The 5964-nt window shown below is 40.1% G+C and carries 6 protein-coding genes and 1 pseudogene; 4 read left to right on the top strand and 3 right to left on the bottom strand.

Annotated features, from left to right (window positions below; genetic code table 11):
• Nucleotides 1–20: 20 nt before the first annotated feature.
• Nucleotides 21–890, bottom strand: a complete 870-nt coding sequence (locus PWP39_RS09485) for a sulfide/dihydroorotate dehydrogenase-like FAD/NAD-binding protein (RefSeq protein ID WP_011013051.1) — start codon at nt 888–890, stop codon at nt 21–23.
• 139 nt (nt 891–1029) lie between these two features.
• Between PWP39_RS09485 and PWP39_RS09480 the strand changes: the two genes are divergently transcribed.
• From PWP39_RS09480 to PWP39_RS09465, 4 genes are read left to right on the top strand one after another with little or no spacing between them, the layout of a single operon-like run.
• Complete coding sequence (locus tag PWP39_RS09480; protein WP_011013052.1) at nt 1030–2307, top strand: tRNA (N(6)-L-threonylcarbamoyladenosine(37)-C(2))-methylthiotransferase; 1278 nt, start codon at nt 1030–1032, stop codon at nt 2305–2307.
• A 43-nt stretch (nt 2308–2350) separates the two neighbouring features.
• The gene (locus PWP39_RS09475; RefSeq protein WP_014835534.1) at nt 2351–2818 is read left to right on the top strand and encodes an RNA-binding protein; all 468 of its coding nucleotides are present in this window, start codon (nt 2351–2353) and stop codon (nt 2816–2818) included.
• On the top strand, nt 2794–3438 hold the full coding sequence (locus PWP39_RS09470; protein ID WP_011013054.1) for a Ribonuclease P protein component 3: 645 nt from the start codon (nt 2794–2796) through the stop codon (nt 3436–3438). Before PWP39_RS09475 ends, PWP39_RS09470 begins: the two co-directional genes overlap by 25 nt.
• Nucleotides 3439–3476: 38 nt before the next feature.
• The gene (locus PWP39_RS09465) at nt 3477–4664 is read left to right on the top strand and encodes a hypothetical protein (RefSeq protein ID WP_011013055.1); all 1188 of its coding nucleotides are present in this window, start codon (nt 3477–3479) and stop codon (nt 4662–4664) included.
• On the opposite strand, the gene PWP39_RS09460 is transcribed toward PWP39_RS09465, so the two are convergent.
• Both PWP39_RS09460 and PWP39_RS09455 read right to left on the bottom strand, forming a co-directional pair.
• Nucleotides 4652–5809 (bottom strand): glycosyltransferase, encoded by a 1158-nt coding sequence (locus tag PWP39_RS09460; protein ID WP_011013056.1) that lies wholly within the window; start codon nt 5807–5809, stop codon nt 4652–4654. The two genes, PWP39_RS09465 and PWP39_RS09460, sit on opposite strands and share 13 nt — an antisense overlap.
• A gap of 65 nt (nt 5810–5874) precedes the next feature.
• Nucleotides 5875–5964 (bottom strand): annotated as a pseudogene (locus tag PWP39_RS09455) (IS6 family transposase); the annotation flags it as partial.

Here is a 5964-nt window from a genome sequence, read left to right as displayed (position 1 = left end):
TCTTTAATAAGCCTAGGCATTCAAATCACCCCCTTAGCCTTAAGCTCTTCCATATATTTCTCCAGAGCTAATTTTTCCAACTTGGCATAGAACCCCACTCTGTGAATCAGCTCATCCCAATCTACTTGATATGCGTCGAATTCTGGGCCGTCTACGCATGCGAATTTGACTTCACCACCAACTGTAACCCTACAAGCCCCACACATCCCAGTCCCATCAACCATGATGGGATGGAGGTCAACCTTCATTGGGACACCATACTCTTTTACAACTTCAAATACCTGCTTTTGGTCTCCAACTGGGCCGACCATAAATACTAAATCCCAGTCTTCACTTTCTAAAAGCTCTCTAACCTTTTCTTTGAGTCTTTGAGACACGTTTTTCATGTTAGCTAAGAAGTCCTGATTTGGATTCAATGGGACAGGTTCTACAATGTGCCTGGTTACTGCCTTCTCAAGTTCTTCCTTGAGAATTACCATTGGCTCGAAAGTTACGTGAAGTGTTGTTACGTCATTTCCTATTTCCTGCCAGGCTTTTGCAATTGGATACACTTCCACTATTCCAGTATAAGCACCTATTGCAAGTATTTTTCCAAACTTTTCCATAGGAACTGGCGTCCCTAGTGGTCCCGCTACGTTTAACAGTGAATCCCCTTCCTTAAGCTCCACTGCCATCCTCATTGTTGTCTTTCCTCTTGTAAATACTATTAGAACTATCCACCCCTCTTCTCTATCCCACATTACAGGAGTCAAAGGAATTCTTTCTCCGTTCGGAAAGGCTCTAACTATGACGAACTGTCCTGGCTGAACTTTTTTAGCTACGTGAGGTGCGTAAACTTTATACCAGGTATTTCTCATTGCGATTTCCTTTTTCTCGAGGATTTTATACATGATGAACACCTCCGATCACGTGAACATTTTTGAACATACTCAAATGTTGTGAACATTGAGTGTTTATAAAGATATTGTAAACCAAAGGTTATAGAGCATAAGAGAAAATTACTTAAAATCCCTTGAATATGAAGGTGCGATGACAAAAGTATACATTGAGAACTATGGATGTGCGAGAAATAGAGCAGATGGAGAGATTATGGCAGGCCTACTTTTGTCTTCAGGTTATGAGATAGTAGAAGGAGAAGAAAATGCTGACATTGTTGTTGTTAATTCATGTGCCGTAAAAGATCCCACAGAAGTAAAGATTGCGAGGAGAATAAGAGAGTTATTAGATAGGGGAAAGAAAGTTATAGTTACAGGATGCCTTCCTCACGTTAATCCCGATGCTATTGATGAGAGAGTGTCAGCAGTTTTGGGAGTTAAAAGCATAGACAGAATAGTTCAAGCAGTGGAATATGCCTTAAGAGGTGAGAAGCTCATAAGTGTCCCTGACTGGAGAAAGAGAAATCTTGATAAGCTAGATTTTCCCAGGTTAAGCCCGAGAGGAGTTCACTTTATTCTCCCAATTGCTGAAGGGTGTTTAAATGGTTGTACCTACTGTGCCACTAGATCAGCTAGAGGAGTCCTCAAAAGCTACTCTCCAGAGAAGATTGTTGAATGGGTAAAGTGGGCCATTAGACAAGGGTACAAAGAAATTTGGCTTTCAGCGGAGGATACGGGATGCTACGGATTCGACATAGGAACTAACCTAGCAAAGTTATTAGATGAAATTACAGCAATAGAAGGCGAATTTAGGATTAGGGTTGGAATGATGAATCCAAATCATGTATTGAAGTTCCTAGACGAGCTTATAGAAGCATACAAGGATGAAAAAGTTTACAAGTTCCTTCATTTGCCAGTTCAGAGTGGAGATAACGAAATTTTGAGAAGAATGGGGAGAACATACACAGTGGAAGAATTTGAGGAAATAGTTAACGCTTTCAGAAGAGAGTTTCCAGATCTAAATTTACATACGGACATAATAGTTGGTTTCCCAGGAGAAAGTGAAGAAGCATTTCAAAGAAGTTTAGAGCTAATCAAGAGGATAAAGCCCGATAAAGTAAATGTATCTCGCTATTCCCCAAGACCTGGGACAATTGCAGCTAAGTGGAAGCAACTCCCAGGATGGGTCGTCAAGGAGAGGTCAAGAATTATGCACAGGGTGAGACTTCAGATAAGCTATGAAATCAACCAGAGATACGTAGGTAGGAAAGTCGACATTCTCGTTCATGGAGAAGGAAAGAAAGGAAATGTTGATGCCGTAACGATGAATTACAAGCACATAATAATCCCAAGAGGAGAAAAAGGAGAATTCGCTAGGGCAAAGGTAAATGGAGCCACTTCCACTTATCTTCTTGGCGAGATAGTAGACTAAACTTTTTAATCTTCAAATTCCAAATTTATTCTAGGGGATGACAATGAAAGGGCGGTTGCAAGCTCATAACATTAGGATTAGAACATTCATCCACGCAACTGAGGATCCAGAGAAAGTTCTTGAAGCATTGGAAACCTTATTCCCCGAAGATATATCGCCAAAGGATGTAGAGTTTGAAATTATAGAAACTGAAGGTTATTTCGGAAACCCCATATTGGTTCTTGATGCTGAGCTTAAGCATTCAAGAAATATAAGAAAATTTCTCGAAAATCTTAGGAACCTCCTAAGCGAAGAAGACAAGAAATACTTGTTAGAGCACATAGAGGAAAAAGTAGACGAAACTGGAACATTCTACATTAGGTTCGATAAGCAAAAGGCCTATTTGGGAGAGGTAAAGGTCAGTGAAGGAGAGGATGTTATTCATTTAAGAATTAAGGTCAAAGCATTTCCAATGAGGAAGGAAAGCGTTGTTGAAGCAGTGAAGAAATGGCTGGAGGGAGAAATGGAGTGAAGTTTGTAGAGATGGACATTAGAAGCAGAGAAGCTTATGAACTTGCTGAGGAGTGGTTCGATGATGTTGTTTTTTCGTATGAAATCCCTCCAGGAGTTTTAGATAAAGAGAGACTTAAAGAAATTAAGAAAGAATACGGAAATGTTGCGATTACTTTAATTAATCCAAAGCCTTCTCTCGTAAAAGAGGCTGTTCAGAGATTTAAACAAAATTATCTAATCTACGTGGAAAGCAGCGATCTCAGAGTTGTGAGGTATTCCATCGAGAGAGGTGTAGACGCAGTTATATCCCCCTGGGCAAATAGGAAGGATCAAGGCATTGACCATGTCTTGGCTAGGATGATGAATAAGAGAGGGGTGGCCCTGGGATTCTCTCTAAGGCCTCTTTTACATCAAAATCCATATGAGAGGGCAAATGCATTAAAATTCATGAGAAAGGCATGGACACTCGTAAATAAATATAAGGTTCCACGATTTATTTCTTCCTCAGCTAAGGGAAAATTTCAAGTCAGAGGAGTAAAAGAATTGATCAGCTTGGGGATAGCAATTGGGATGGAAGAGGTACAAGCCAAAGCATCACTCTCCTTTTATCCACTTGGAATTCTGGAAAGACTTAAATAACATTTTTATTTATCCAAACTATAAAGGAGGGTGGGGATTTGGAGATAGATCCAATGTTTTCTCCTCCTGAGGAAATTGAGAGAGAAGCTAGAAAGCTATTAAAAGAGGGTAAAATCAAAGATGGTATCACACTCCTAGTTAGAGCTGCAAAAAAGTATGAAGAGAGTGGAAAACCCAGGGAAGCTGCTACCCTCTACAAAGAAGCTGCTCTCCTTTTGACACACAATTTTGGACTTAAAAAGCAGGCAAGACCTTTAATGGTGAGAGCAGCATACCTCTATGTGAAACTCTTAGAGAGGGAGTTAGATCGTTCAGAGGTAAGCTTAGAGAGACTAACTGGGTTAAGTCTAAATGTTATTGAAGCATTTACCTTCCTAGAAGATAAAGAGCACGTCAGAAAGTATGCCACGGAGTTTGCAAACCTATACGCCGATTTAGGAGCTAATTATGAGGAAGCAGAAGAGATAGAATCTGCAATTGTAGCTTATGAGGCCTCATACAGATACTATGATCTCTTGGGAGATAAGGAAGGAGTTAAGAAAATAGCAAGTAGACTCGTAGAAATTTTCAGCAGGATAGCGGAAGAGGCCGTGGCAAATGAAGATTATGTAAAGAGTGGGGAAACCTTCGAAAAGGTTGGAAATTACATAAAGAGCATTTTTGGATACGACGAGAGATATACTGAGCTAATGGAGACAGCAGGAAAACACTATGAGAAAGCTAGTAAGCTTGCATATGCAGAAGGAGACTTAGAAACTATGGCGACCCTATTACTAAGAGCCCAATATGCATACCTCCTAGCTAGAAACTTTAACAGAGCTAACCTTATTGGAATAAATTTAGTGAAAATCTTAAACCAAGTAATAGACACTCTCAGGGCAACAGAAAGGTATAGAGATGCAGGAGACAAGCTCATGGAACTTGCAGAAGCGCTAATAGGGATAGGAAGGTTCGAAAATGCTATGAAAGCATACAAAGAGGCCTTATACGAAAGCGAAGGGAAAGTATACTTCAGGGCAAGAATAAGGATGGCAATAGTGAAATATCTTGCAGCAAAGGAGAAAAGCCTTGAATACCTAAAAGCTCTAGATGCTATTGAGTTTCTAATGATGCACAACAGATTTCTGGAGGTAATTGATCTAGCGGAGAAAATCATTAAGAAACATGAGGAAGGAGACAGAATATTGAAAATGTTGTATGAAGCGGAGGGATATCATCTCGAATGACCAAACCATCTCTCAATTAGGTAATCCTTCTGCTCCAAGAACACCTTTGCCCTCCTTCTTACTAATTTTTCTGCTTCTACTGTTGGCATGTCCATAGTCTTTATTACAAAGTCTGCTGTCTTTGCAAAGTAAAGAGGAATTAACGGTTCAGCATTCTTCAATATTCCCAATTTATATGCGACAGCCCCATCAAACAGCACTTTAGCCCATAGTTCATCTGGGAAGTCAAAACTCTCAAGAACCTTTTCCACTCCGAAATATGTTTCTGGAGCCAATGCTTTTTTCAAAATTTCTTTCTCTTTATAGAACAATTCCCTAGCCCTCTGCTTTAGCAGCTCAAGATTGACTTTAACTTCCTCTGGCTCCCCAGAAACTTCTTCTCCCCATGTCTCAACAGGTTTAATTTCTTTGACATTCTTCCAAATGTTCTCATATTTCTTCATTAGCATGTAAAGTGTTCCCACTACCTGATTGAACATTGGGCCCAAAGATGAGGCAGGATCCTTTGGATTGTGGATTTTCATTCCTAGGCTTACTTGAACAACTTTCTTCTTATTGGCTATTGCCGTTGTTGTTAGGAATATGTCAACTCCAAATCTAGCAACATCGGTCTTCCATACTTCCTCATCTTCTAGATAAAGGTCAATCATTTTTGCAGAGATTCCAAAGTCCCCACCTATTGGCTGTCTGATGTCAAACCCATACAGCGAAGCTGTCATTGGATAGGCTATGTTATTTGTTATAGTTCCATCCCATTTATGTCTTAGATAGAGAGGAGCCACAAAATCATACCCTTCTTCAATCGGTTTTGCAAATTTGTAGATCCACTCAGGAGTAATGCTCCTCAAATCACTATCCACAAATACTACAGCATCTGCATCTCTTTCTCTTGCAAATTCCATAATTTCCTTCATAGCACTCCCTTTCCCTGGGATTGGCCATTTATAGACAAAGCTATGCACCTCGACGCCTTCAGGGACGCTAGTCGAGAGAACTACATCTCTAGTTCCATCAGTGCTTCCCCCATCTGCATTAACTATAATCCCTCCTCCAAAGTACTTTTTGAGACCTTCTGCGGCTTGCTTGACAACAAAGCCAATTGTATCAGCATTGTTGTAACTTGGTATTCCCACGACAACTTTCATGACACTCACCCCATGAAAAACTTAGCTTTGGTAACTAAAAATTTTTTTGTGCTGAATTGATACTGTTAGGATAACTGGGGCATCACCTCCTGAAGCCATTCAGTAACATCACCAGGCGGATCACCAAAACTAGAATGAATTCTGACAAAATTATA

The organism is Pyrococcus sp., from assembly GCF_030153625.1.
Taxonomy (GTDB): domain Archaea; phylum Methanobacteriota_B; class Thermococci; order Thermococcales; family Thermococcaceae; genus Pyrococcus; species Pyrococcus furiosus.
This window is presented reverse-complemented; position numbering and strand designations above follow the sequence as displayed.